The 26383-nt window shown below is 59.4% G+C and carries 23 protein-coding genes, 1 tRNA gene and 1 pseudogene; 14 read left to right on the forward strand and 11 right to left on the reverse strand.

Annotated features, from left to right (window positions below):
- Positions 1 to 15: 15 nt before the first annotated feature.
- The 4 genes from NHU87_RS23535 to NHU87_RS23550 form a co-directional block, all read right to left on the reverse strand.
- Positions 16 to 471 carry a cobalamin B12-binding domain-containing protein gene (locus NHU87_RS23535; protein ID WP_253552841.1) on the reverse strand — a complete coding sequence of 152 codons (456 nt, stop codon included), beginning with the start codon at positions 469 to 471 and terminating at the stop codon, positions 16 to 18.
- Positions 468 to 1691, reverse strand: a complete 1224-nt coding sequence (locus NHU87_RS23540; RefSeq protein ID WP_253552843.1) for an MFS transporter — start codon at positions 1689 to 1691, stop codon at positions 468 to 470. The genes NHU87_RS23535 and NHU87_RS23540 overlap by 4 nt, the downstream gene beginning before the upstream one ends.
- Complete coding sequence (locus NHU87_RS23545) at positions 1684 to 2754, reverse strand: LLM class flavin-dependent oxidoreductase (protein ID WP_253552845.1); 1071 nt, start codon at positions 2752 to 2754, stop codon at positions 1684 to 1686. The genes NHU87_RS23540 and NHU87_RS23545 overlap by 8 nt, the downstream gene beginning before the upstream one ends.
- Before the next feature lie 66 nt (positions 2755 to 2820).
- The gene (locus tag NHU87_RS23550) at positions 2821 to 3750 is read right to left on the reverse strand and encodes an asparagine synthetase A (RefSeq protein WP_253552846.1); all 930 of its coding nucleotides are present in this window, start codon (positions 3748 to 3750) and stop codon (positions 2821 to 2823) included.
- A gap of 246 nt (positions 3751 to 3996) precedes the next feature.
- Here NHU87_RS23550 and NHU87_RS23555 point away from each other — a divergent pair, with 246 nt between their 5' ends.
- The 3 genes from NHU87_RS23555 to NHU87_RS23565 all read left to right on the forward strand — a co-directional run bounded on the left by NHU87_RS23555 (position 3997) and on the right by NHU87_RS23565 (position 8321).
- Positions 3997 to 5310 carry an MFS transporter gene (locus tag NHU87_RS23555; RefSeq protein WP_253552847.1) on the forward strand — a complete coding sequence of 438 codons (1314 nt, stop codon included), beginning with the start codon at positions 3997 to 3999 and terminating at the stop codon, positions 5308 to 5310.
- 64 nt (positions 5311 to 5374) lie between these two features.
- Positions 5375 to 6778, forward strand: a complete 1404-nt coding sequence (locus NHU87_RS23560; protein ID WP_253552848.1) for an amidase — start codon at positions 5375 to 5377, stop codon at positions 6776 to 6778.
- Positions 6779 to 6983: 205 nt separating this feature from the next.
- The gene (locus NHU87_RS23565) at positions 6984 to 8321 is read left to right on the forward strand and encodes an OprD family outer membrane porin (RefSeq protein ID WP_437180853.1); all 1338 of its coding nucleotides are present in this window, start codon (positions 6984 to 6986) and stop codon (positions 8319 to 8321) included.
- Positions 8322 to 8415: 94 nt separating this feature from the next.
- On the opposite strand, the gene NHU87_RS23570 is transcribed toward NHU87_RS23565, so the two are convergent.
- Positions 8416 to 9633: an MFS transporter gene (locus NHU87_RS23570; RefSeq protein ID WP_253552850.1), complete on the reverse strand. Its 1218-nt coding sequence runs from the start codon at positions 9631 to 9633 to the stop codon at positions 8416 to 8418.
- A gap of 324 nt (positions 9634 to 9957) precedes the next feature.
- Here NHU87_RS23570 and NHU87_RS23575 point away from each other — a divergent pair, with 324 nt between their 5' ends.
- From NHU87_RS23575 to NHU87_RS23595, 5 genes are all read left to right on the forward strand, one after another.
- Positions 9958 to 12015 carry a methyl-accepting chemotaxis protein gene (locus NHU87_RS23575; protein ID WP_253552852.1) on the forward strand — a complete coding sequence of 686 codons (2058 nt, stop codon included), beginning with the start codon at positions 9958 to 9960 and terminating at the stop codon, positions 12013 to 12015.
- Positions 12016 to 12131: 116 nt separating this feature from the next.
- Positions 12132 to 12208, forward strand: a tRNA-Met gene (locus tag NHU87_RS23580).
- Positions 12209 to 12357: 149 nt separating this feature from the next.
- Positions 12358 to 14193, forward strand: coding sequence for a gamma-glutamyltransferase (gene ggt / locus NHU87_RS23585; protein WP_253552854.1), 1836 nt, complete (start codon positions 12358 to 12360; stop codon positions 14191 to 14193).
- 276 nt (positions 14194 to 14469) lie between these two features.
- A complete protein-coding gene (locus tag NHU87_RS23590) occupies positions 14470 to 14772 on the forward strand; it encodes a type II toxin-antitoxin system HigB family toxin (protein WP_223488037.1) in 303 nt (100 codons plus the stop codon).
- Between the two features lie 3 nt (positions 14773 to 14775).
- Positions 14776 to 15147, forward strand: coding sequence for a helix-turn-helix domain-containing protein (locus NHU87_RS23595; RefSeq protein WP_253552855.1), 372 nt, complete (start codon positions 14776 to 14778; stop codon positions 15145 to 15147).
- Between the two features lie 34 nt (positions 15148 to 15181).
- On the opposite strand, the gene NHU87_RS28720 is transcribed toward NHU87_RS23595, so the two are convergent.
- Both NHU87_RS28720 and NHU87_RS28725 read right to left on the reverse strand, forming a co-directional pair.
- Positions 15182 to 15790, reverse strand: coding sequence for a methyl-accepting chemotaxis protein (locus NHU87_RS28720; protein ID WP_437180854.1), 609 nt, complete (start codon positions 15788 to 15790; stop codon positions 15182 to 15184).
- A pseudogene (locus NHU87_RS28725) lies at positions 15770 to 16498 on the reverse strand (PAS domain-containing protein); the annotation flags it as partial. The gene NHU87_RS28720 and the pseudogene NHU87_RS28725, both read right to left, overlap by 21 nt.
- Positions 16499 to 16788: 290 nt before the next feature.
- On the opposite strand from NHU87_RS28725, the gene NHU87_RS23605 reads away from it, so the two are divergent.
- Both NHU87_RS23605 and NHU87_RS23610 read left to right on the forward strand, forming a co-directional pair.
- Positions 16789 to 17961, forward strand: a complete 1173-nt coding sequence (locus NHU87_RS23605; RefSeq protein ID WP_253552857.1) for a hypothetical protein — start codon at positions 16789 to 16791, stop codon at positions 17959 to 17961.
- 180 nt (positions 17962 to 18141) lie between these two features.
- Positions 18142 to 18666, forward strand: a complete 525-nt coding sequence (locus tag NHU87_RS23610) for an SET domain-containing protein (RefSeq protein WP_253552858.1) — start codon at positions 18142 to 18144, stop codon at positions 18664 to 18666.
- A 7-nt stretch (positions 18667 to 18673) separates the two neighbouring features.
- On the opposite strand, the gene can is transcribed toward NHU87_RS23610, so the two are convergent.
- Entirely contained in the window at positions 18674 to 19318 is a 645-nt protein-coding gene (gene can / locus NHU87_RS23615; protein WP_253552859.1) for a carbonate dehydratase, read from the reverse strand.
- 174 nt (positions 19319 to 19492) lie between these two features.
- Between can and NHU87_RS23620 the strand changes: the two genes are divergently transcribed.
- Positions 19493 to 19897, forward strand: coding sequence for a serine kinase/phosphatase (locus NHU87_RS23620; RefSeq protein WP_253552860.1), 405 nt, complete (start codon positions 19493 to 19495; stop codon positions 19895 to 19897).
- A gap of 101 nt (positions 19898 to 19998) precedes the next feature.
- On the opposite strand, the gene rimI is transcribed toward NHU87_RS23620, so the two are convergent.
- On the reverse strand, positions 19999 to 20451 hold the full coding sequence (gene rimI / locus NHU87_RS23625; RefSeq protein ID WP_007896888.1) for a ribosomal protein S18-alanine N-acetyltransferase: 453 nt from the start codon (positions 20449 to 20451) through the stop codon (positions 19999 to 20001).
- Positions 20444 to 21184, reverse strand: a complete 741-nt coding sequence (locus tag NHU87_RS23630; protein WP_253552872.1) for an energy transducer TonB — start codon at positions 21182 to 21184, stop codon at positions 20444 to 20446. The genes rimI and NHU87_RS23630 overlap by 8 nt, the downstream gene beginning before the upstream one ends.
- Before the next feature lie 238 nt (positions 21185 to 21422).
- Here NHU87_RS23630 and mksB point away from each other — a divergent pair, with 238 nt between their 5' ends.
- The 3 genes from mksB to mksF are packed head-to-tail and all read left to right on the forward strand — an operon-like array spanning position 21423 to position 26228.
- The gene (gene mksB, locus NHU87_RS23635; RefSeq protein WP_253552862.1) at positions 21423 to 22700 is read left to right on the forward strand and encodes an Mks condensin complex protein MksB; all 1278 of its coding nucleotides are present in this window, start codon (positions 21423 to 21425) and stop codon (positions 22698 to 22700) included.
- Complete coding sequence (gene mksE, locus NHU87_RS23640) at positions 22690 to 23391, forward strand: Mks condensin complex protein MksE (protein ID WP_253552864.1); 702 nt, start codon at positions 22690 to 22692, stop codon at positions 23389 to 23391. The genes mksB and mksE overlap by 11 nt, the downstream gene beginning before the upstream one ends.
- Positions 23388 to 26228 (forward strand): Mks condensin complex protein MksF, encoded by a 2841-nt coding sequence (gene mksF, locus NHU87_RS23645; protein WP_253552866.1) that lies wholly within the window; start codon positions 23388 to 23390, stop codon positions 26226 to 26228. The genes mksE and mksF overlap by 4 nt, the downstream gene beginning before the upstream one ends.
- A 47-nt stretch (positions 26229 to 26275) precedes the next feature.
- Here mksF and NHU87_RS23650 read toward each other — a convergent pair.
- On the reverse strand, positions 26276 to 26383 hold a 108-nt coding region (locus NHU87_RS23650; RefSeq protein ID WP_253552599.1), incomplete at its 5' end, for an integrase core domain-containing protein.

Consider the following 26383-nt stretch of genomic DNA (forward strand, 5'->3'; position numbering starts at 1 on the left):
AAAAGAGGGCTGGACTCAGGTCCAGCACGGCGCCGTGCCGGTACCCAGGACGAGCGCAGGTTTCGTGCGCTCGAGGGTATTGAGGTAGTTTTCGAAGTCCTCAATGGCGTCGGGGCCGATGAACACTTCGTTGAAACCGGCGGCCAGCAGCTCTTGGCGAACCGCCCGCGTCTGGTCTTCCGAGGTGGTCAACTTGCCGCCGATGACACAAGGCAGATCCGGATGTTGCTGGCGCACTTGGCGAATCAGCTCCAACCCCTGGAAATGCCCATGGCCGTTGACGCTACTGACCACTAGCAATTGCGTGCGCCGGAGCTCCAGGGTGGCGAGGACCACCTCCACAGGGGTGCAACTGCCGAGGTTCTTGACGTTGAAACCGTGCTCCGCCAGCCACAGCTGCAGATAAACCAGGTTCCACATGTGTGAATCCGATTCGACGGTTGCAATCAGGCAGTGTTGTGATCCTTTCATTGCGTTGCCTCCATGGCTGAGGGGGGAAAGTCCAGGGCGGCGCGAAACCGCCGGGTGGTCAGGTTGAACAGCAAGGCACCGGGGATGGTGAGCAGCAGCGCGATGGCCAGAATCAGCGTTTGAACCCCATATTCATGGCCGATGCTGGCGGTGAGCAGGCCACCCAATGGGTAGGACAGCAGGTTGACCAGGTAGAACGGGCCCATCACCTTGCCCAAATGGTCGGCGGCAATCGCCTTGATGCGCTGGGTTCGGTTAAACACGTTGAACAAGGCACAGCCGGCCATCGCCAAAAGAAAACTGATGGCATAGAGCACCACGCCACTGGCCATGCCCATGCAGATCAAGCCCAGGCAAAGCAAGGCAAAACCCAATGTGCCGAGGCGGTAGATCGACATCCGCGCCAACAGCCTTGGCACCAGAATGAAATTGAGCAGGCCCAGTGCACCGGCGCCAGCGTTCATCAGACCGAAGAGCCCGTCGGAGGCGCCAAACACACCACTGATGACAAAAGCGTTGGCGCTCAGGACGCAGGCGAAAGCCAGGTTGATGGTGAAGTTGAGCAGCGCCAGGGATAAGACTGGCGGATTGTTCCATAGCAGATTCCAGCCCAGAGCCAAGTCCTTGCGGACGCTTTTCGGCGGGCTGGCTGACTGGGTATTGGGCAGGCCTTTCCAGCACACACCGGCGACGGCGAATGCCAGCGCCGCCAGCCCCAGAAGCAGGCGCTTATCAGCGTACATTGCCAGCAGTGCCGCCAGCGCCGGCCCCAGCGCCATGGCCAGCAGCTCCATGTTTTGCACCAGGGACTGGCAGTGGGCCAGGCGTTCGGGGCCGGCGATCAGCGGTACGCTCTTTTCCACCGCCATGCGCACCGGAGCCATCAGTAGCGAGAGCACGATGCCGTTGCCGATGAGGGCCCAGACAGTGAGCGTTGGCGCATACCAGCAGACCCCGACGGTCAACCCCAGGCTCAGCGCCCGCGCTGTATTGGCGTGGCGGAACAGCAGGCGCCCGCCGAAGCGGTCCGCCAGCAGTCCGGCGAACGGATAAGCCAGCAGTGCCGGTAGCCATTCCAGAGCAAATGCCACACCGGAGTAACGGACATTGCCGGTGAGCTGGAAGATCAATAATGGCACTGCGAACAGCACCGTTTGCTCCGCCAGCAAGGCCAACAGCAGGCCGGCACCGAAACGGCGCAGCCGGACCGTTTCATGCATGCTGGCTTTCCAGTTCTGCCTCGAGCTTGCGCAGGCGTGGCAATACATGGCGGCAGAAACCGCGCATTTCGTCACGGGTAGGCCAACCGGAAAATATGAACTCGCTGACCCCTGCTTTTTTGTATTCCAGCAAATACTCGGCAACTTCCTGATAGCTGCCGACCACGCACAGCGCCGGGCCGCCACGGTAGGCCACGGCACCAGACCAAAGCATTGGCGACAGCCAATCGTGCTCGGCCTTGTCGGCCAGGCGGAACGAGGTCTTTACGGCTTCGGAGTCGCAACGCCCGACGAACTGACGAACCCATTCGCGATGCTGCTCATCGGGATTTTCCATCATGCTTTCAACGGCCGACAGAGCTTCCTCGCGGGTTTCGCGAGCCAGTACGTGCATGCGAATCCCCACCGAACAACCGGCCTCGAGCACTGCCCGACTGGCCTCGGCAATACCCTGCGGCGTGTCGCCGTAGCGTAACCAGCAATCGCTGTGTTTCACGGCGATCTGCTGGGCGATCTCCGAAGCGCCGCTCAAATAGATGCGCGGGCGTTCGTTGTCCTTGTAAGGCAATCCCAATTGCGCCTGCTCGATACGGTAATGAGCACCGTGATGGGTCAGGGGCGTTTCGCCTTTCCAGAAACGATGCAGGATCTCGAGGAACTCGCTGGTGCGTTCATAACGTCCGTCATGGGCCACGAAGTCGCCATAAAAGGCTTGCTCATCAGGGGAAATGCCGGCGACCAGGTTCAATGCGATGCGCTTGTCGGACATCCACGACACGGTATTGACGATCTGCGTGAACAGCGTTGGCGGCAGCAGGCCGGGGCGATACGCCAGAATGAATTTGACCCGGCTGGTCTCGCGCACCAGGGCGCCGATCATGGGCAGTGGGTCGGGCATGTGGTAGCTGATGCCCATCAGCAACGAGTCAATCCCCAACTCATCGGCTTCCTGGGCGAAGTCGACGATACCGGCAAAGTCCAAGGCGCCGGTGTTGTATTTTTCGGAAGCCTTTTGTTGACCGCTATCGAGCGGTGAGCACCAGTGGATACGCAGCGCGGGCATGGTTTTTCTCCAGAGCAGCGCCTGCCACCGCCTGAAGGGCGGGGCAGCGCAAAAAGTGACGGTGGGTCAGAACAGGAAGCTGGTGCCGACAGTGCGGTCGAACAGCGCGACGTCGCGGATACGGCGCTTGCCGCAGATGAATTTCAGCAGGCGCTCGATCCCCAGTCCGCCGCCGGCGCTCGGGTGAAGCAGGCCGCGCTTGGCGACTTCGAGGTAATTGGCGAAGGGCGCAAGGTCCATCGACAACTCTTCCATGCGGTAGATGATCTGCTCGTACTCGAACTCACGTTCGGCACCAGACAGCGCTTCGCCGTAGCTGTCGGGATAGATCAGATCGTAATTGTTGTACTGGCCGCGTTTGCCGGGTGTTTCACGGTCATAGAATTCCCGGCGGTAGTTGGTGACGAAGAACGGCGTGTGGGCCTTGGCCGACATGATTTTCTCGAAGTCGTCGCCATACTCGGCGCGCAACTCATCCGAACTGTAGATCGGAAAGTGCGTGTCGTAGTGCGGCAGTTGGCGGTTGAGGTGGGCCAACTGGGCCGAGCAGTGTTGCTTGACCTCGGCGAAGGTGTGCTTGATCAAGCCTTCGATCAGCGCCATGACCTGTTGCATGTTGCCGTCGCGTATTTCGAAGTCGAATTGGGAGAATTCCAGCAAGTGGTTTTCCGAATCCTTGATCTCGGCTTTTTCCAGGCGAATGTTCGGCGCCACAATAAAGATCTTGTCATGACCTTTGGCGGTCAACGCCAGTTGTTTATGGAAGATCATGCTGGCGGTCAGTTTCAGACGCCGCGCTTCGTATTGGAGTTCGGCCGGGTAGACCGCATGGTTCAAGGGGTCGGTGATAGGTGACATGAGAATGGGCATCAACTGTTTGAAGTCGCGCTCCAACAAATACTGTTGCAATGCCTGCAGCACGCGACCGCGGATAATCGCAATCGCTTCAACGTCCGGGTGATTAAAATCATCGAAATTACGCTGAATTTCTTCCATGTTGCGCTCAATGTCCAGGGTGAGGAAGTGCCCGATTATTGGTTAAACGCAAGAAAACTCAATGTACAGATTTGCGCTAAAAAGCAACCCAGATGCATTGTCTGGTTGTCCCGCGCGGTAATTGGATGGACCATTGCCGGCCAGATACCTGATGGCATTATTCGGACGACATGGCCTGTTCAAGGGCTTGGTTTCGAATGCTGTTTCAGTCGCGAATTTTCCTGAGTACCTGTTTAGAGTCCCTTTATGACGGCCCATATTTATCCACAATCCGGTCGCTTTTCCCGGTCTGACTACAAGACCCTGGGTCTGGCGGCGCTGGGTGGTGCACTGGAAATCTACGACTTCATCATCTTTGTGTTCTTCGCCCTGACCCTCAGCCAGTTGTTCTTTCCGCCAGAGATGCCTGAGTGGCTGCGCTTGCTGCAAAGTTTCGGGATTTTCGTCACCGGCTATCTGGCACGTCCGCTGGGCGGCATCCTGATGGCGCACTTCGCTGATCGGGTGGGGCGCAAGCGGGTGTTCAGCCTGAGCATCCTGATGATGGCTTTGCCCTGCCTGTTGATCGGGATCATGCCAACCTACGAACAGATCGGTTACTGGGCCCCCTTGATCCTGCTGTTGTTGCGGGTGCTGCAAGGGGCCGCGGTAGGTGGCGAAGTGCCGAGCGCCTGGGTGTTCGTGGCCGAGCATGCCCCGGTCGGGCATCGGGGCTATGCCTTGGGTGTGTTGCAGGCCGGGTTGACGTTCGGCTATTTGCTGGGGGCATTGACTGCGACCCTTTTGGCGCGGATCTACAGCCCCGCCGAGATCCTCGACTTCGCTTGGCGTTTCCCCTTCCTGCTCGGCGGTGTATTCGGAGTGATCGGGGTCTGGCTGCGGCGCTGGCTGAGCGAAACCCCAGTGTTCATGGCCTTGCAGGCGCGACGCGAGATGGATGCGGAGTTGCCGTTGCGGACGGTGTTGCGCGATCACCGCAAGTCCATCCTGCCGGCGATGCTTTTGACCTGTGTGCTGACGTCGGCGGTGGTGGTGCTGGTGGTGATCACCCCGACCGTCATGCAGAAAAGCTTCGGCATGAGCGCCAGTCATACATTCGCACTGAGCAGCCTGGGCATTGTGTTCCTGAATATCGGCTGTGTGCTGGCGGGATTACTGGTTGACCGCATCGGCGCCTGGCGTGCGGTGCTGGTTTATAGCCTGTTGCTGCCGGTAGGGACGGCGACGCTCTACGCCAGCCTGATCAGTGGCGGTTACTGGATCAGCGTGGCCTATGCTGTGGCCGGCCTGACCTGCGGCGTGGTGGGCGCGGTGCCTTCGGTAATGGTGGGATTGTTTCCGGCTCGGATCCGGGTGTCCGGCATCTCCTTTACCTACAATATTGCCTACGCACTCTGGGCCAGTACCACACCACTGCTGCTGATCGGGCTGATGCCGTGGAGCCCTTGGGTCTGCGTAGGCTATTGCATAATCATGGGTACCGTCGGAGCCCTCATGGCATGGTTCTACGGTTTTCGCTCATCGTCCTCGGCTGACGTTTCGGTGGTTACGGGCGCCTGAGCCTGGCCCTTTCGCGTCGCCGGTCGCGGCGCTTGCCCCTGAATATCAAAGGACGGCTATCGGCATGAGCTGCGTCAACGATTTGCATGATCTATCAGCGGTGCAACTGTTGGCGTTGTTCGCCAGCAAGGAGCTGTCGCCGCTGGAGTACTACGACCATTTGCTGGCCCACATCGAGCGCTGGGAACCTCACATTAATGCGTTGTACGCCTTTGACCCGCAACGGGTCCGGGAACAGGCGACCGCCGCCAGCGAGCGCTGGAGCCGTGGCCAGCCCCGAGGACTGCTCGATGGCTTGCCCGTGACGCTCAAGGAGTTGATAGCGACGCAAGGCGACTGCATTCCCTTGGGCTGCGCCGCTACCGAGTTAACCCCGGCCATAGTCGACGCGCCACCGGCGGCGCGGATGCGTGAGGCCGGAGCGATTGTCCTGGGCAAGACAACAGTGCCGGACTACGGCATGTTGTCATCGGGGCTGTCGAGTTTCCACGGTGTGACCCGCAACCCCTGGAACCTGGCGAACAATCCCGGTGGCTCCAGTGCCGGCGCTGCCGCGGCGGCAGCGGCCGGCTATGGTCCATTGCATGTCGGTACCGACATCGGCGGTTCGGTCCGTTTGCCCGCCGCCTGGTGCGCCTTGGTGGGGTTCAAGCCGACACTTGGGCGCATCCCCATCGACCCGTATTACACCGGCCGCTGTGCCGGGCCCATGACCCGCACCATGGACGACTGCGCACTGATGATGCGCTACCTGTCCCGCCCCGATGCGCGGGATGCCACCAGCCTGCCACCGGAACAAGGCGAATGGGGACTGGGACGGTTGTCTGTCCAAGGGCTGAAAATCGGTCTGATGCTCGACCCCGGCTGTGGCATTCAACCGGACGAACAGGTGTGCTCGGCGGTTCGGGAAGCGGCTCGCCTATTCGAAAGCCAAGGCGCCCAGGTTCGTCATATCAAGCCACTGATGGATCGCGCCGTGCTTCAGGGCCTGGATCATTTCTGGCAGGCGCGACAATGGAGTCAGTTGCAGGCCCTGAACCCCGAGCGGCTCGATCAGGTCTTGCCCTACATACGCGACTGGGCGGCCGCGGCCGAGAGCCTGACCGCCGTGCAGGCGGTTGAGGGGTTCAACCAGACGTTTGAAATCCGGCGCCGGGCAGCCGAAGTCTTTCAAGATGTCGACTTGGTGTTGTCACCGACCAACCAGGTCAGTGCCTTTGCGGCTGAATGGGCTTCGCCCACCAATGACCCGCGGCTGCCGTTCGAGCACATCGTCTTTACCGTACCCTGGAACATGGGTGAGCAACCGGCGCTGTCGATCAACTGCGGCTTTACCGACCAAGGCATGCCAATCGGCCTGCAGATGATCGCCCCGCGCTTCGCGGACCAATGGTTGCTTCAGCTCGGCAAGGCTTATGAAAACTGGCGCGGCACGATTCGACACTGGCCCAAACCGCCGTCTCACTGAAACGTTTTGTCGCTCTGTGGGAGCGTGGCTTGCCGCGAAAAACGATGACGCGTAATCCCTGAGAAACCGCGGTGAATTCTTCGCGGGCAAGCCACGCTCTTACAGGATTTTCGTCGCTCAAATTTCTTAACTGACAAGCATTAGCAGCATGCGCCTGCTTTTTTTCCTCTAGAGACTTATCGAAATGGATTTTCGTGTACTTCTGATGGCTGGGATAGCCATCGGCAGCCCTTTGATTGCCACTGCGGACGAAGCGATGGCCACGCAAGCCCAAGCCCCGGGTTTTATTGATGGCAGCCATTTAGGGCTGAATCTGCGCCATTACTATGCCAACCAGCACACCCGGCGTTCTACCTATCTGGGGATCAAGAAAGCCGATGGCCTGGAGCCGACCCGCATCCGCGAAACCTGGGTGCAGACCGCGATGCTCAACTACAGCTCCGGATATACCCAAGGGCCGATCGGCTTCGGGCTGGACGCCTCATTGTTCAGCGCTGTCAACCTGGAGCGCGGGCATGGGCGTGTCGCCAATGGTGGCGATCGGGTACTGGTAGACAGCGACGGCGATGCAGTGCCGACCTGGAGCCGATTGGGTGTCGGTGATCTGCGGCTGCGTTTTTCCAGCACTGAAATCAAGGCTGGTCGCCTGCTTACCGACAACCCGATTCTGCGCTACAAGGACAATCGCGCCCTGCCCTCGAGTTTTCAGGGCATGAGCCTGTCCAGCAACGAACTCGATTGGTTGGCATTGCAGGCTGGCAGCTTCGAACGGGCGATTCCACGCACCGGTACCGGCAGCGAGAAACTCACCACCACCTTTGGCAACCGCGCGTATTCGGGGTCGCGTATTTCCTACCTCGGCGGGATGGCCAAGACTCCTTATGGCCTGGACGTCAGCCTCTACGCTTCACGCTTCGAGGACATGTGGCAGCAGACCTATCTGGGATTGACCCAATTGATCGGGGATCGGCGTCAGATAGCGCTCAAGACCGCGCTGAATTACTACCATACCGAGGACCAGGGCGAGCAGCACCTGGGCTATATCGACAACGACGCCTTCAGCCTGGCATTCACTGCGTCACATCTGGCCCACAGCCTGACCCTGGCCTGGCAGCAGGTGTTCGGCGACGAGTACTTCGACTACGTCTGGGAGTCCACGGGCAATTACATGGCCAACTCGTTGTACTCGGATTACAACGGGCCGAACGAGAAGTCCTGGCAAGTGCGCTACGACCTGGACCTGGCGTCTTTTGGTGTGCCAGGCCTGACGACCAGCCTGTGGCACGCCAAGGGCTGGGACATCGATGGCACCCGGTACAGCGGCGATCGTAACGGGCGCAATACCGGTTACAACGTACGGGGCCTGGACAACGCCAAACACGATGAAAACGGTTTAATGGTGGCTTACGTGGTGCAATCCGGCTCGCTGAAGAACGCGGTGTTTCGCACCATCGTCTACAACCATCGGGCCACAGGCGGGCAAATTGACGGTAGCTACGACGAGGTCCGCCTGGTGGCGAATGTGCCAGTGTGGCTTTTTTGAGATGGGCTTTTCATACCGAATAGAATCATCGGCCACACTGGCGAACCCATGTGGGATCGCCGCCTCGTCGCTCCCACATTCAAATGGTGTTGGTTCAGGCTTTTCTGGTTCCGGGCAGGAAAATCGCCAGCACCCCAAGCAACGGCAGGAACGAACACAGGAAGTACACGTACTCGATGCCGTGGACATCCGCCAGATGCCCGAGTAGCGCCGCGCCAATCCCGCCGAAGCCGAACATCAGGCCGAAGAACACCCCGGCAATCATCCCGACATTCCCCGGCACCAGTTCTTGCGCATACACCACAATGGCCGAGAACGCCGAGGCGAGGATGAAACCGATCACCACGCTCAGGACGCTGGTCCAGAACAGGTCGACGTGGGGCAGCATCAGGGTGAACGGCGCAACGCCGAGGATCGAGAACCAGATCACCGCCTTGCGCCCAATCTTGTCGCCGATCGGCCCGCCAAAAAAGGTCCCCGCCGCTACCGCACCGAGAAACAGGAACAGGTGCAGCTGCGAACTGGCCACCGACAGGTCAAATTTTTCAATCAGGTAGAACGTGAAGTAACTGGTGAGGCTGGCCATATAGAAGTACTTGGAGAACACCAGCAACCCGAGTACCACCAGCGCACTGATCACCCGGCCTTTCGACAAGCCGTGAGTCGCTGCCTGACCTTGTTTGAGCTTGAACAGGTTCAGATGGTTGGCGTACCAGCGACTGATCCGATACAGCACGAACAGCGCAAACAGCGCGAACAATCCGAACCAGGCCACATGACCCTGACCGTAGGGAATGATGATCGCCGCCGCCAGCAACGGCCCGAAAGCCGAGCCCGCATTCCCGCCCACCTGAAACGTCGACTGCGCCAAGCCGAAGCGCCCGCCCGAGGCCAATCGCGCCACCCGAGAAGCTTCCGGGTGAAAGGTCGATGAGCCGACACCGATCAACCCCGCCGCCAGCAAAATCATCGGGAAACTACCGACCACGGACATCATCAGAATGCCGATCAAGGTGCACACGGTACCGGCCGGCAACAGCCAGGGTTTGGGATGACGATCAGTGTGGTAACCGACCCATGGCTGCAATAGCGAGGCCGTCAGTTGAAAGGTCAGAGTGATCAGGCCGATCTGAGTGAAGGTCAGGCCATAGCTGGCCTTGAGCATCGGATAGATCGACGGCAATACCGCCTGAATCAGATCATTGATCAAATGCGCCAGCGCCACCGCGCCGATGATGCGCATGACCAGCGGACTGCTTTGTGAGGTCGCGGGCGCCGACGTCGCGGCGGACTGAACGTTGCTGATGGCCATGAGAGTTTCCGTACTGCGGATGGGTGCGCGCTGGCAGGTCGGTCAATGTGCCATTTTTCGGTGCGGTTGCGCCATCCCCTTAGCCTGCTAACGACTTCAAAAAAAGAAGGTGATAGCGCAAAGCCATGGTCTGAATCTTGCCTTGTTTATCCGCTTCAACGCGGCCCCTTACAAAGGGAACCGAGAATGGGAAGTTTCGCTACAGAGTCGGCCTACAGAGCGGACCAAGGTGAACTTTCGAGGCCTTTTAGAAGGGCACGAGTCGCGGTCGCAATGACCTCGGCGCACGCAAATGGTGCGTGGTGTCCAGAGGAGTCATGGGGCATGCAGGCTTTTTTATCACCGGGGATCGGGTTGCTGGGGCGTTTCGGCTTCGCGCGCAAATTTCAGCTGCTGTTTCTGTTGTTTATCCTGCCACTCGGGGGCAGCCTATGGATGATCGGTCAGGATTATCGTGACAAGTTGAGCCTGATTTCCGGCGAGCGTGCCGGGGTTCGTCAATTGCTCGCCCTCGATACGCTCGACAATCTGCTCGCCGCCCAACGTAACCGCGCCGCTCGTTGGCGCGCCACCGAAACCAATCGCCAGCCGACACCCGCAACCATTGCGGCGATGGCAGCGTTCGACGCGGGTCAGCCGGCTGTCGCCCAAGCCACCACGGATCTTGGGAATGCTCTGAAAACCGAAGGCGCCGAGGGTCAAACCCTCATCCGCTACCAGGCCCTGCAAACCGCCCTCAATAGCCTGGACTCGAAAAGCCTGAGCAGCGTCGGTTGGTGGCCGGACGGTTACGATCGCTTCACCAATGCCTTGAGTGCCCTGCAAGCCTTGCGCGAACAAATCGCCATGGACAGTCGCCTGACCCTCGCGCCGTGGCTGGAAACCTGGCTGCTGACGCAGATTTCCACTCAACACGCACCGGACCTGATCGAACGGGTCGGTCGCCTCGCCGCCGTTGGTCAGGCCTCTGTAGTGTCCGGGCAGTTCACCCTGCAAAGCCGTCTGCAACTGCGGGACTTGCGTAGCCGCATCGGCGATGCCCGGGAGCAGCTCGTTAAAACGGCTGGTCTGCTGGAAGCGCGTCTGCCCAGTGCTTTGCAAACCTGGGCCGGGCAATACCACGACAGCCTCAAGCGCCTGGACGGCGGTTTGAAAGTGCTGGACGAGGGTGTCTTTGGCGGTAGCATTAATCTCAAGCCGGAAGATTTTGAACGCAACCTCGACGCCCTCCTCGGCGACCTCGCCTCGCTGCGTCAGCAATCGTTGGTTTCACTGGATCAGCGGCTGGATTATTACCACGGCTCGGCGATCCGCCAGTTCATCCTGGTGGCGACAGTTTTTGGCTGCCTGCTGCTGGCCGCGCTGTACTTGTTCATCTGTTTGCAGGCCTCGATCCGTCGCAGCGCCAGCGGCATCACGCTACTGGCCGAAGCGTTGCGTGACGGCAACCTGAGCCTGCAAGTACCGGTGCAGGGCCGCGACGAACTCGCGGCAATCAGCACCGCCCTCAATGTTGCGGTGGTGCAACTGCGCAACAGCCTGCTGGGGGTCGATCACGAAACCCTGCAACTGAGCAACGCGGTGCGCGCCCTCAACGATCACTCCAGCGGCGCTCTCGGCGAAGTCGAGGCTCAGCAATTGCAGATCAGCCAGATCGCCGCTGCGGCCACGCAACTGGCGGCCACTTCTCAAGGAGTAGCCCAGAGTTGCGAACAAGCCTCAGGCAGCGCTCAGCACACCCAGCGTATCGCCGCCGACAGCAGCCGTGACAGCCAACGCACGACAGCGAGTATTCAGCAGCTCAATCAGCGCTTGAACGACACTGCGGCGGCACTGGGCCGGGTCAGCGAGCAAGGGCAGCAGATTCAATTGGTGGTCGATACCATTCGCGGCGTCGCCGAGCAAACCAATCTGCTGGCCCTCAACGCCGCCATCGAGGCCGCACGAGCCGGCGAGCAAGGTCGTGGCTTTGCCGTGGTGGCCGATGAAGTGCGCAGCCTGTCCCAGCGCACCCAATCCTCCACTGCGCAAATCGCCGGCACCGTCGACAGCTTGCGCAGCACCGTCAACGAAGCGGTAAGCCTGATGGAGGCCGCCTGCGGCCAGGCGCAATCGGATGCGCAAGCCGTCACCGGTCTGGGCGAGCGCCTGGGGGAAATCGCCAGCGCGGTGCAGAGTGTCACCGACACCCTGGCGCAGATCGCTACCGCTGTCGAAGAGCAAGCGAGCACCGCAGATGAAGTCAGCGGCAACATCCAGCAAGTCGATCAGGCCGCGGTACGCTTGCTTGAAGGTGCACGGGCGGTGAACCTCGCGGCAGACACCTTGAGCCAGGGCAGCAAGGCCTTGAGTGCGAATACCGGGAGATTTCAGCTCAATTGACGCCCTCCCGTGGCCCGATTTTTCGGGTCAGCGGGATAAGCGGTTGAAAGTGTGGAGAAATATTTTAAATTTACGCTTGACGCTTCTTCGTTCCAGGTGAATAATGCGCGCCACTTGGCTACATAGCTCAGTTGGTTAGAGCATAGCATTCATAATGCTGGGGTCCGGGGTTCAAGTCCCTGTGTAGCCACCAAGTACTAAAAACGGCTTACCGAAAGGTAGGCCGTTTTTTTATGCCTCGAGAAAAGTGGCATTCGTTTCAGTACGGCGGACCTGATTTGCGTCGCTCCCCCCAGACCGATAAAGTCCCCGGACATTTATCCCATGGACGGAGTGCCCCGCGTGTTCTCAGCCTTCCACTTGAGTCGCTTTCGCCTGTCAGCCTTGTCGCTGATCGCCACCACTTTAACCCTCGCCGCGTGCACCTCTTCGTCGCCAGTCACTACTCTGCCAGTCGCGCCGGAAATCGCCTCCGGTTATCGCACCGACCTGCAGACCCGGCATGCCTCGAAACACATGGCCGCGGCCGCCAACCCGCTGGCAGCCGAAGCCGGGCGGGAGATGCTGCGTGAGGGCGGCTCGGCGATTGATGCGGCCATTGCCATGCAAGCGGTATTGACGCTGGTCGAACCGCAATCGTCGGGTATCGGCGGTGGTGCACTGATTGTCCTGTGGGATGGCAAGGCTGTACGCACCTATGACGGGCGCGAAACTGCTCCGGCCGGCGCCACCGAAAAACTGTTCCTGCAAGCCGACGGCAAACCGATGCCGTTCACCCAGGCACAGATCGGCGGACGCTCGGTGGGAACGCCGGGAGTATTGCGGGCACTTGAACTGGCCCATCAAAAGCACGGTCGCCTGCCGTGGGCGAAGTTGTTCGAGCCCGCCATCAAACTGGCGGAACAAGGCTTCGCCATTTCGCCACGACTGCATCAGTTGATCGCCGCAGACGCGTTCATACAGCGCTCACCGGACATGGCCGCTTACTTTCTGAATGCCGATGGCAGCCCGAAAGCCATCGGCACACAGCTGAAAAACCCGACACTCGCCGCAGTGTTCAAACGCATAGCCAATGAAGGCCCCGACGCGCTGTACAAAGGCCCGATTGCGAAAGAGATCGTTGCCAAGGTTCAGGGGCACGCCAACCCCGGCAGTCTGTCGCTGAGCGATCTCCAAGGCTACAAGGCCAAGGAACGCGCGCCGCTGTGTACCGACTATAAGCGCTGGCAGGTTTGCGGCATGCCGCCACCATCGTCGGGTGGGATCGCCGTGGCGCAGATTCTCGGCACCTTGCAGGCATTGGAATCTCGCGACCCGCGTTTTGCCTTGGCATCACTCAAACCGGTCAAGACCAGCAAACCGGCAGGCATCGAACCAGCCCCGGAAGCTGTGCACCTGATCGCCGAAGCAGAGCGCCTGGCTTACGCCGACCGAGCGCAGTACGTCGCCGACACCGACTTCGTACCCGTGCCGGTAAAAAGTCTGATCGACCCGGCTTACCTGACCAGCCGCGCCACCTTGATTGGCGACCGCAGCATGGGTGCGGCCAAACCCGGCACCCCACCGGGTATTCAAGTTGCCTATGCGCCGGACCGCTCGCCCCTGCGCATCTCTACCTCGCAAGTGGTGGCAGTCGATGACGAAGGCGGCGCGGTGTCCATGACCACCACCGTGGAAGCAGCATTTGGCTCGCACCTGATGGTCCAGGGGTTTGTGCTCAACAACCAGATGACCGACTTCTCGTTCATCCCTGAAGAGAACGGACAAAAAGTCGCCAACCGCGTCGAACCGGGTAAACGCCCGCGCTCGTCCATGGCGCCCACGCTGATCTTCGACCGTCAGAACGGCGAGTTCCTGGCCACCGTCGGCTCCCCCGGCGGCTCGCAAATCATCGAATACGTGGCCAAATCCACCATCGGCCTGCTCGACTGGAACCTCGACCCGCAAGCGGCCATCAGCCTGCCCAATTTCGGCAGCCGCAACGGCCCGACCGAACTGGAACAGGGGCAGTTCAGCACAGAGCTGATTCAGGCACTGAAGGACAAAGGGCACAACGTCAACGAGATCGACATGACCAGCGGGACTCAAGCGATTGTTCGGGTCAAGGATGCGCAAGGGAGAGCGGCATTGGCCGGTGGGGCCGATCCGCGACGCGAGGGGGAAGCGTTGGGGGATTGAGTCATACGCAGGAATGAGAAAAGGCTTACCGGGTGGTAGGCCTTTTTTTATTGGCGAAGAATCCTGATCAGGTGTCTCGCGTAGCCTTTTCCTACCCTCAAATTGCTACCTCTTAGATAGAGTATGAAAACCGTTTTTTGCTCGAATGCCCTGTTAACCCATCTCATCAAATCAGCTTTCGGCAGTGCCTGATTGCAGCAGTCGATTTTACTCTCCACATGTCGACTACTCTGCCACAAACTTGCACAAGTCCCGCCACGGGACTAGGATCATGTCATGAGAATCATCGCCATCAGTCAGCTGAAAAGTTTTTGGGAGAGATACCCGGACTCAGAACAATCTTTTCTGGCCTGGATTGACGAATCAAGGAAAGCGGACTGGAAGACGCCTGCTGACATCAAGGCACACTTTGCCACCGCCAGCATTCTCAAAAGCCGCAGAGTCGTGTTCAACATCAAGGGCAATGACTTTCGGTTAGTAGTCGCGGTGGCCTATCGCTTCGGCGCTGTGTACATAAAATTTGTCGGCACCCACAAGCAGTACGATGGGATCGACGCTGATACCGTCGAGATGGAGTAACCCATGAACATTCACCCGATTCACACCGACGAGGACTACCGTGCAGCCCTCAAGAACGTATCTGCCCTATTCAACAATGAGCCTGAGCCGGGAACCCCCGAAGGCGATTACTTCGACATCATGATTACTCTCATCGAGGCCTATGAAGCGAAGCAATTTCCGATCGATCTACCCACTCCGATCGACGCGATCAAATTTCGCATGGAGCAGTCCGGCCTGTCCGCAGCTGATCTGGCACCTGCCATTGGCCGCACAAACCGGGTTTATGAAGTACTCAACGGTAAGCGTGCGTTGACGCTTCCGATGATCTGGAAGCTTCATGATCTATTCGGGATACCTGCTGAGAGTCTGATCAAACCGCAAAAGCAGGCCTGACGTTTTTAGCGCTATTCATGCCGAACAGATAGCATCAAGTCGATAACTGATTGGCAAACTGCCCAACCGCGTTCACCACTTTCTGTGCTCCGTCCTGGATCTCGACGATCACCGTGCCCGCCTCCGCCGCCAGCGCCAATCCCTGTTCGGCCTGGAGTTTGCCATCGGTCATCAGGGCCACGGCGTTGCGCGCCATGTCTTGGTTCTGGCGTACGACGCCGACGATTTCATCGGTCGCCTGGCTGGTACGCGAGGCCAGTTGCCGGACTTCGTCAGCCACCACGGCAAAACCTCGACCCTGTTCACCGGCGCGAGCCGCTTCGATGGCCGCGTTGAGCGCCAGCAGGTTGGTCTGCTCGGCGATCCCACTGATGGTTTTGACGATGGTGCCGATCACCAGCGATTGCGCGTTCAGCGCCTCGATGCCTTCGCCAGCGGTTTGCATGTGTTTGGCCAGGTCACGCATGACGTCCACCGCTTGAGTCACCACGGTGGTACCGCGCTGGGCGCTACTGTCGGTTTGCTGTGAGGTGCTGTAGGCGATGTTGGCGGCTTCGGCGACAGCCTGCTCCCGATTGACCTGATCGGTAATCACCGTAGCGAATTTCACCACTTTGTAGAGTTTGTTGTTGGCATCGACCACCGGATTGTAGGAAGCCTCCAGCCAGACCACGCGACCGTGGCTATCGATACGCTTGAAACGATCGGCCACAAATTCGCCGGCGTTCAGCCGACGCCAGAAGTTCTGATACTCGGCGCTGTTATATTCCTCAGGTTCGCAGAAAGTGCGGTGATGTTTGCCCTGGACCTGCGCCAGACTGTAGCCCATACCGTTGAGAAACCGCTCGTTCGCCATCAGTACGTTGCCATTGAGGTCGAACTCGATGATCGCGGTCGAGCGCACCAGTGCGCCGATCAGGTTCTCGTGCTCACGGGATGCCTCGATGGTGCGGGTCAGGTCGCTGGAGTAAATCGAGAAGTGTTTGATCCGGCCATCCGCGGATCGCACCGGTTGCATGATTGACCGCAACCAGGCTTCGGCACCGTTGCCCCGCAGCAAACGAACCGTGCCGGCAAAGTGCTCGCCACGGGTCAACGCAGTCTTGAAGCGGCGGTGGAATTCGTCCGATTTCACATGGATGGGAACGATGTCTTCGATGTGTCGGCCGACCAGATCAGGGCCCTTGTAGAGCATTTCACCCATGAAGTTCTGATTGGCCGATTGAATCCTGCCATCGGACTCAACGGTCAGGACCAGCATCTCGCTGTCCAGGCTCTCCTTGACTTGCTGAAGGCTGGAGAGTTCTTCGCGAAGAGCCGACAGCTCCTGCTTCAAGCGTTTGTTGAACATGGGAAAGCACCGATGGACAGAGGTAAAAAGCGGCTTACAGCCTAACCATCGGCCTTGGGGTTATTTTCTGAAGAGTGTTTCTGGGTTGTCCTACAAAAATAGTCGCTACACGAACACCGTTTCCTTCACCACGCAGAACACAACTTCCTGCCCCACATCGGGTACTAACGCATTTTAAACCGTCTGTGAAACCGGCGATCTTTTCACATGAGCACTAGACCGCTCGACACAAGTAGTTTCAGTATGTACCCGCCCCGCCTCCGAGGGCTCACGCTGAAAAGGATCTGAGCATGTTCAAACTCGCAGGACTCACCTTGGCCGCAATCACCCTGAGTGCCGCCGCTCACGCCGATGTCGATCTGAACCTGGGCAGTACCGAACGTGTCACCCGGCTGTTCGCCTACCCCAACAACTGCAGTGTCATCTGCTATCGCAACTGGACGCTGGAACAGACAGTCGAGCACTACCTGACTCAAAGCGTACAACGCGATGGCTACAAAACCGCAAAAGTGCTGGTAAAAACCGACAATAAGCAGCTCTACGCCACTATCAGCGGTGTGCCCAAAGGCTATGACAAGCCATTGACCGCTTTACTCAACGCTGGGGATTTGGCTTACAACGGCGCCAGCAAGCTGAGTGCCGATGGTAAATGGACCTATAGCTGGTATCTGTTCCTGCCGCTGGGCATGGCGTTGGAAAATCGCAAAAGCGTCGAACTGCTGCACTTCCCGCCGGATTATTCGCTGACCCAGGCCCAGGACTACCTGGAGTCCAAGACCACCGACCGTTGGGCCACGCTGCTGACTGCCAACGGCATCCCTGTCGACCAGACACCGGGCTATCAGACCATCATCGACATCGCGCCGATTGCCGCGCCGTCCAGCGCCGGCAAGGACCTTGAGGGCGTCTATGACTACTTCAAGGATTACCAGACCACCATGGTCAAGGAAGTCAGCCAGAACGCCAGCGGCGCTGCGTTGCCAATGGTTGCCTTCGGCGCACCGGTGCGTAACTGGATCAAGCAACAATACGGGCCGACCGTAGACGTGCTGGGCCTGGCAACTATCAGCCCGAGCGAGGGCTTGAAGGTGCCGGTACTGGGTTCCAACCATCCGAGCTACATCTGGTACGCCGCCGATCCCGAGGCCTACAGCGGCAGCGATGCCCAGGCCAAGGCTGACGCAGCGGGGCTGAAAGTCATGGGACAGGATTTGAGCGCCGCGTGCTGGCAAGCGGGGATGGGCAGCAAACCAGGTACCGACCCTACCGTTCAGCTGAAAAGCTGTACTCAGACCTGGCAAGTGGCCCAGAAAGAAAAAACCTGCGAGCTGTTCTACACCTCGATCCGCAACCTGACGCCCGAACAGGCCGTGGCCAAATGCGCAACAACGACAGTGAAATCTCAGCTGAAACAGCTGAAGAGCCCGTCTCTTGCAACTTCTGCTCCTGCGCCACACTTGTAAACGATGAAAGTCTTTCCCGCGTGAGCCATGGCTCACGCGGGAAAGAGCTTTCTTCGCCTGTCATATCTGACAGTAGACCGGCTGTTTTATTTACGAGAGGCTTGGAGCGTACCCAAGTGCTGCAGAGCTGACAGGAGCTCAGCTGATGGAGGTCGTAGCACTCAGCTGACAAGGATTGCTATGAGAGCCTATGCCGAACAAGGAACACCCGCATCACCATCCAATGGCATCTATCCATTTGTAGAGTTACCCCTTCGCCTTGGATTCCCCTCCAAAAGTGACTTTGAAACCATCTACAACACGCAGGGATCGGCAATAGCTGTCACGGCACTGCGCGAGTACCCCCGCATCAGCCGAATCTGCCGGGTTTCTGGACATCTGCTGCCCTATCGCTGCCGATACACCCGGCAGCTGGCGCCTGGAATTCACGTCTACGATCCGCGCTTCTGTGGTCTGCTGAGCCACTCCTGCGATCCCAACGTCTTTCTCGATATGAGCGAGCTGTGGTTATGGGCGCTCAAAGACATCAAAAAGGGTGACCGGCTGACGATGGACTTCGCCGCGACAGAAGACAAATTGCTGCGGCAGTTCGCCTGCCGCTGCGGTTGTCCGTGCTGCCGTGGCTGGATCATCGGCTATGACGAGTCGCCGAATGCCAGTGGAGAACAGTTCTTTCAACACTGGCGTCGGCGAAGTCAAAGTTGAAAGGTTTTTACAATGTTTCGACCGGACGCAAACGGTACTGCGGCGGCAACTGTTCGAAACCACTGATGGTGGCGTTCAGGCTTTTCCAGCGACCGTCCTTGATGCCATAAATGCAGCCATGGATCGACAGGCTCTGCCCGCGGTGCCAGGCGTTTTGCACAATGCTGGTATGACCGACGTTGGCCACCTGCTGGATCACGTTGAGCTCGCAAAGGCGGTCGACCCGCTCTTCTTCGGTGGACAACTTGGCCAGTTCGTCGCGCTTTTCATAATAGAGATCGCGAATCGAACGCAACCAACCGTCGATCAGGCCCAACTGGCGGTCCTGCATCGAGGCGCGTACACCGCCGCAGCCATAGTGGCCAGTGACCAGGATGTGTTTGACCTTGAGTACATCAACCGCGTACTGAATCACCGACAGGCAGTTAAGGTCGGTGTGCAGTACAACGTTGGCCACGTTGCGGTGCACAAACAGATCGCCCGGCAGCATGCCGACGATTTCATTGGCCGGCACCCGCGCATCGGAGCAACCTATCCACAGGTACTCCGGGGTTTGTTGACGAGCCAGCTTGGCGAAGAAATCAGGATCTTCCTTGGTGATCGCGTCGGCCCAGCGCTCATTGTTATCAATCAGATCTTGTAATTCGTTCATGCAATGAAGCCTCAAGAATGATTTGCTGCTTTGACAGACAACCCTGTGTTGGGGTCACGCGCGAGATGCAGATACCCTCTGATGCATAAATGGCTATCCGGCGTTCCCTGCCGGTGGAATTCTCGTAAGCCCGGTAGGTCAACTGTAGTAAGGCCTACAGTATGAGGGAATGCCATGACTGATTCACGACGTCCGTTCGATGAGGCGCAACCCGAGCCCATCGACGACAACGAAGACCGCATGGGCTCAGTACATGAGCTGGATTTCGATGAGGAAGAACCTGGCGCCAGAATCGGCGACTTGATCCCCGAGCGCGAGCGTGCGCAGAAGATCCCCGACGAACGCGTCCGTGAAGCTGGCATGACCGGCGGCTCGACCGATGACCATGAATCCACCGACGATGACATGAGCCCGGAAACCTTGATCCGTGAAGACGGCGCCCGGGATGCCCGCGAAGAGGGTGAAGGCGACCAGGCGGATTGGGATTTGAGCATTGTCGATGAAGACGACATCGGCGGGGGCAACGGGCTGGACGAAGCAGAGTTGGCGCGGCGCGATCCAATGGATGGCAAGCGTTGATCGTTGTCGTCAGTGAGGGCGCCTTCGCGGGCAAGCCTCGCTCCTACGGAATGGATGCAAAAACCTGTAGGAGCGAGGCTTGCCCGCGAAGCTTTTAAGGCTCAATCCACTAACGTGCAGGCCATGACCACGGCATCTTCGCGCCCGCCAACGGCCGGGTAGTAATCCCGTCGACGGCCGATTTCGTTGAACCCATACCGCTCATACAACCGAAACGCCGCCCGGTTGCTGTCGCGCACTTCCAGAAAACATTCCCTCGCCTCTGCCTTGTAGGCAATCGACATCAAATGCTCCAGCAGCGTCAAACCCAGGCCCCGGCCCTGATTTTCCGGTTTGACGGTGATGTTCAGCAAATGCGCCTCGTCGAGAATGATCTGCACCACGCCGTGACCGACCTGCTGTTGCCCTTCGAACATCAGCCAGATCTGGTACTTGCCCAAGCCATCGAGAAAAATCCCGCGGGTCCAGGGGTGGCTGTAAGCCGCGTATTCGATTTTCAATACAGTGTCGAGGTCCGCCTCGGTCATCGGGCGGAACGATACAGCGTCACTCATTCGATTCTTTCCAGCGCGCCATCAGCCGACGCATGGCTTGCCAGACATCAGCCTTACGCTGTGGCTCTTCCATTAATAATTCCAGCCCCGGCAGAGCCCAGACCGAACCCAGGCCTTCGACCTGAAGTTCACGGTTGAAGGATTCGGCGTTGGCCTCACCGGCAAAACGCACCGCCGGCAAGCCAATCAGCCACAGGCAGACGCATGGAGCGTCTTCCAGACGGGCCGACAGAAAGCCTTGTACGAAATCCCGAGCCGCTTCCGGTCCTTGATCCATGGTGCCGCGAGCCAGCAGCGGCCAGCGCACCGGCTCGCCGACGATCTGTGGGCTGTCTGGCAGGCCGGCGGCGCGCAGCATGTCCTTGAGCAACAGATACGCCGGATCGCGGGTCTGGAAGCTTTCGCCTGTGGGTAACTCCACCAGCAACAGACAACGACCTGCGCGCAGCAATTGAAGGGCGAAACGCGGTGGCGGAACGACCGGCGCCTTGACCGCGACCGGGGCCTCCTCTTCTTCGACCTTGGCGTTTGTGCGGGTGCTGGCCAACGATGGCCGCGGCACCTCGATTTTTACCCGTTCGGCCGGTTTGACCACGGGTTCCATCGGTGCCTCGGCCACGGGAATCGGCACAACCGGGGCGACGACCAATGGCTCGGGCATCTCCAGCAGTTCGGGGCGCGAGGGCGCAGCAAAGGGCAATTCGGTGCGCGGCAGCCAGTTGACCACCTGCATGGCGGTCAAATAAGCGCGGCGACGGGACTCGATAAGCAAAGGTCGGCCACTTGTGGATAACTAAAGTGCGGTGATTCTACCGCCCTTCGCTCAAGATCGCCCGCGCTGTTGATCGATAGGCTTCACCGATAGTCTTTCCACCCATGAAAAATGGCGACAGCCCATCCCGAGAGTGAATCGACACGGCTGCGATGCAGTACAATCGCGGCTTTTAATCGCCAACCAGCCGGCCATTCCGATGATCGAACCCAAGCGCGTCTTGCGCGCCCTCGCTGAACACTGGGCACTTCTGGAGCCACTGTGCGAGCACTTCGACCAAGGCACCCTGAGCCTCAACGAACTGCGCACGCAACTGGCCGCCCAGCAACTCGACAGTACACCGCAGGACATCACCAGCCTGCTGGACGTGTGGATCCGCCTCGACATTCTGGTTCCCGTGGCGAAAAGCCCGAACCGTTTCGAGCTCAACGCGCAGATCCACGACTTTCTCGCTTACCTGCGCCGTGAACACCGTCTGGGCCTGTGTCTGGAAATCGAAGCCTATTTGCGCCATCTCGAGCGCCTGGCCGGTTACATTCAGGACGCCTTCGACATTCGCGACGGCAACGATCTGGCGCGCCAGTTGCGTCTGCTCGACATGCGCGTGCGGGACGTTCTGAAAAAACTCGCCAACGACGAACAGGCCCTCGTGGCCGTCGCCGAGCGGGCCAAGACCAGCGACCGGCAGATCCCGCTGCGCCAACGCTACGCTGAAGTACTGGCGACCTGGGATGAATACGTCGAGCCGATGATCCAGTTGGTGAACGCCGACGGCGCCTTCGAGCAAGGCGTGCGCAAGGTCGAAAACGTCCTGCTGAAGATGCTCACTGAACAGCAGCGCCTCGGCCATCTGGTCGATGACGACATGCTGCTGCGCACCCACGCACGCATCCTCGAAATGCAGACCAGTGCCCAGCTGACTCTGCGTCATGCCCGTGAACTGCTGTTGCCGCTGCGTGAAGAAGCGCGCCGGCACAACGCCGTGACCCGTGGCGCGGCGCTGGCCTTGTCGGCCATTCGTCGTAAAGGTATCGATGCGGTACCGCAAGCCGCGATGCCGATGTTCACTCGCCCGCAAAGCACCTTCCTCGGCAGCGCCAGTCAGGTGGAAGCCTACGTGTACGCCCTGGCCCGTTTCGAGCCGAAACCTGCGCGTTTCCCCAAGGCCCACAAGACTCAGAAAGGCGAAGCCCCCCGCGCGCCACGCACGGTTCGGGAGATGCTCGAGCGCTGCGAAGACGCCCTGCCGATGCCGGACCTGATGATCTGGTTGCTCGAGCAGGAGCCCGACGGCGCCACCGACGAATTGCTTTACTGGTTCTCGCGTCTGTCGCGGGAAAAACGTTTCAAGCGCGAGCGTCTGGAACGCCGCGATTACCACACTCACGAGCACCAGGTCAGCCTGCGCTCCTTCGCCCTGCTCTCGGCCCGCGATAGCGCCGCCGAGGATTCTGCGAGCATCCCCCATGCATCTTGATCTATCCGAACTGTCCCAACTCGCGCCGATCTTCCGCGAACTGTTCAAGGGCTACCACGTCAGCCGCCGCGACCCGGAGCTGTACGCGCAGTTGTCGAACTTCCAGGACCAGTACCGCACGCTTTTCAGGGCGCTGGGTTATGAGTTGGTCTGCGACACCCGTGGTTTCTACTACTTCGTGCCGGACCTGGCCGCCGCGGCAGTGAACAAGACTGCCCAGCGTCTGGCGCTGTTCACCTTCATCCTCGTCGAGCATCTGGCCGACCAGGGCCGCGACCCGGTCGCCGTGTTGGACGGCGGCAGTCTCGGTCGCGATGAATTGCCATCATTGCTGGAAAAGTACCGTGATCTGTTCATCCAGGCCGAAGTGCAGACCGTCGAAGAACTCGAAGAAAAAATCATGCGCCGCATGACTCAGCTCGGTTTTGCTGGCGAAGAAAACGGCATCTACCGTTTCCTCCCGCCGATGCACCGTTTCCTCGATGTGTGCCTGTCGGTTCAGCAGGACCGCGATCTGGCGGCCAGCCTGCACAGCGTGTTGCCATTGCCCGTTCCGGTGTTGGTCGACGACGATAGTGACGAGAAGCTGCTGCAAACCGATGATCCGCTGGACCTCAGTGACTTCGAGGAAGAAAGCGAAGAAGACGCCATGGCCCGCGCTATTGCCGAAGAACAGGAGACCGACGCATGAGCAAGGAACGCTACGGCATTCGCCGCTTTGCCCTTTTGAACACCGCCGGCTACAGCCTCGGCCTGTTCCCGCTGGAAGAACCGCTGTCGGTTTACGGCGCGAACAACCTCGGTAAATCCGCTTCGATCAACGCCTTGCAGTTCCCGATTCTGGCGCGCATGTCGGACATGAGTTTCGGCAAGTACAGCCTGGAGCAATCCCGGCGTTTCTACTTCGCCTCGGACACCAGTTACATCCTCGTGGAAGTCTCCCTGCCCCACGGCCCGCACGTAATCGGCGTGGTCGGACGCGGCCCGGGCGGCGGTTTCGGTCACCAGTTCTTTGCCTATGCCGGCAAACTCGACCTGGCGCATTATCAGAAAAACGACACCTGTCTGCGGCAGAAAGAGCTGTTCACCAACCTTGAACGCGAAGGCCTGAAAGCCTACGAACTCAAGCCGGATGAACTGCGTCGTTTGCTGGTGGGCGGTCACACGTCGATTCCGCTGGACCTGACGCTGATTCCGTTGCGCTCCACCAGCGAGCAGAGCCTGAAGACCTTCCGCGCCCTGTTCATCAACTTGCTGCACATGCGCGAAATCACCGCGGCCAAACTCAAGCAGTTGTTCCTCGATGCTTTCGAACACAGCCTGCGTTCCGGCAGCGTCGATTACATCGCCGCGTGCGAAGAAGCCTTCCGCGATGTACGTCGCATGGAGCAGGACTACAACTCGCTGGTCGCTGCCGGACCGTTGGTGGAAGCCTTGGCCAACGGCGTGAAACAGCGGGACATCTTGCGCGGCAAACTGCATCGCCTGTCGCCACTGCTTGATTCCTTGCTCGGCACCTGGTCGGACTACGCCAGTGCGCGCAAGGAAGAACTGACGATTCAGGCCGAGCACTATCGCAACGAGCAGGACGCGCTGCAAAACGATCAGCGCGGCGGCACTCAGGAGCTGATGCGTCTGGAGCGGGAAATCACCGGCATCCAGCGCTGGCTCGGCGAGTTGTCGGTGCTCAAGCATCGCTTCGCCCTGGTCGATGACGTCAAAGTCCTCGAGCAGCAACTGCTCGCCGCCAAGGACGCGCATGACGAACTGGCCGGTGCGCTGGCCCAGTCGCGGCAGTTCAGCGCCGAGGATCTGGAAGAGCGTCTGCGGGATCTGGAAAAACGCCTGAAGTCGGTCAAGCAACAACTCGATCACGCCGACAACAATAGCTACGCCCGTTTGCGCGAAGAGTTTTCGCAGCAGGACGTCGAGCGCCTGATGCGCCTGTTCAACAGCGCACTGTTCAGCCTGCCACTGGGTGAACACGGCATCACGTTGGACGAGGATGGTCAGTGGGTCAAATCCATGGAACTGATCCTTGATGGCTTCAAAGGCGAGCGCTTCGAAGTGCCGGGCCTGTCCATCGACATCTCGCACATCGAGCCGCCAGCGCTGCAAGCCCTGGCTGACCGCGCGGCGTTGCGCGATCAGAAAGAGCGCCTGGACAAAGAACTCAAGCAACTGAAAACCCAACAAGCCGTGGCAGCCGACCGCGCGGCCAGCAAGACCCAGACCGAAGCGCTGTACCAGCAAGTGCTGGATGCGCAGAAAGCCCTGGAAGATTTCCGCCGCGCGCAAACCCTGAGCGCCGAGGAAGGCGACAAGCTTGAGCAACTGGCGCAGATGGAAGCCGCTCAGGACGAACTGAAGCGTTCCAGCGATGCCTTCACCGAGCGCGTCCAGCAACTGTCGGCCAAGTTGCAATTGGTCGGCCGGCAGATCGGCGACATGGAAGCCAAGCAACGCACCCTCGACGACGCCCTGCGCCGCCGTCAGCTGTTGCCAGCGGACCTGCCATTCGGCACGCCATTCATGGACCCGGTCGACGATTCCATGGACAACCTGCTGCCGTTGCTCAATGACTATCAGGACAGCTGGCAAGGCCTGTTGCGCAGCGACGGGCAGATCGACGCGCTCTACGCTCAGGTTCGCCTGAAAGGTGTGGCCAAGTTCGACAGCGAAGACGATATGGAGCGTCGCCTGCAACTGTTGATCAATGCGTACGCACACCGCACCGATGAAGCCCTTACCCTGGGCAAGGCCCGCCGTGCCGCGGTTACCGACATCGCCCGGACCCTGCGTAACATCCGCAGCGACTATGACAGCCTCGAACATCAACTGGCGCTGTTCAACCGCGAGATCAACAAGCGTCAGGTTTCCAACCTGCAAAGCTTCCGCATCGTGCTCGCGCCGAACAAGGAAGCGCTCAAGCACATTGACCAGATCATCCACAGCGCCGGTCAGTACGAAGAAGGCGAAACCCTTTCCGTTTTCGACCTGAGCCAAAGCGCCGATCAGGACAACAAGAACGAAGAAGCCAAGGAATACCTGGCGCGCCTGGTGGCGGCGAACCACAACCAACTCGGTCTCAAGGATCTGTTCGAGCTGGCGTTCGAGATTACCAAGGTCAACGGCCAGCCGGTGATCCACACCGACATCGACGGTGCGGCGTCCAACGGCACCACCATGACCATCAAGGCGCTGACCAACATGTACTTGTTGCTGCACTTGATGGACCGCGATCAGGCCGGTCGCGTGCGCCTGCCGTACTACCTCGACGAAGCGGCGGACATCGACGAGAAGAACCAGGCAGCACTGCTGGAAACCAGCCTGCAACTGGGCTTCGTGCCGATTCTGGCGAGTGTGAAGCCGCAAGTTTGCGCCAGTGTCGCCATCGACCTGGAAGGCGGCAGCGGCCCGAACGGCATTTACATCGACGAGGCAGACTGGAAGTACATTCGTCGCCACGATGAGGTGAAGGCAACCAACAATGTGCAGGCGGACGAGCCGGAGCTGGATGCGGTCTGATTTGACTTAATCCAAGTGTCTAGTCCTGAAATAGGTTTACACCTGTTTCACCCTAACGCCCGATGCACCGCATCGGGTGTTTTGTATTTCAGGGATAGGTGCGGACGCTCCTGGTTGTAGATCAAGATTGCCTCCCGCACCATCTGCTCCGCTTG

Source organism: Pseudomonas mandelii (assembly GCF_024138395.1).
In the GTDB taxonomy this organism is placed as follows: domain Bacteria; phylum Pseudomonadota; class Gammaproteobacteria; order Pseudomonadales; family Pseudomonadaceae; genus Aquipseudomonas; species Aquipseudomonas mandelii_E.